Annotated in this window: 1 protein-coding gene; it reads right to left on the bottom strand. The window is 66.8% G+C overall.

Annotated features, from left to right (window positions below):
* Positions 1-135, bottom strand: a 135-nt coding sequence (locus AC0I8G_RS26230; protein WP_471732546.1) for a helix-turn-helix domain-containing protein, incomplete at its 3' end; no start/stop codon positions are given.
* Positions 136-235 lie beyond the last annotated feature (100 nt).

Here is a 235-nt window from a genome sequence, read left to right as displayed (position 1 = left end):
CGTCAGGCCCGGTTCCTGACTGCCGTCGAGGTAGCGGTAGATCGTCGATCGGCCGAGCCCCGACCGGTGTGACAACTCGGACGCGCTGAGGCCGGCACGCGTCATCGCGTCGCGGAGCAGATCGGCAGCGTGCACAGTGCCAGCCTACATCCCAGAATTGGGACAACGATCGATGTCATCCCTGTTCTGGGACGCGATCGGCTGGCACCGGTCGGCCCCTGAGGTGCTCCGGCTC

The sequence above is a fragment of the Kineococcus sp. AC630 genome, from assembly GCF_979255925.1.
This window is presented reverse-complemented; position numbering and strand designations above follow the sequence as displayed.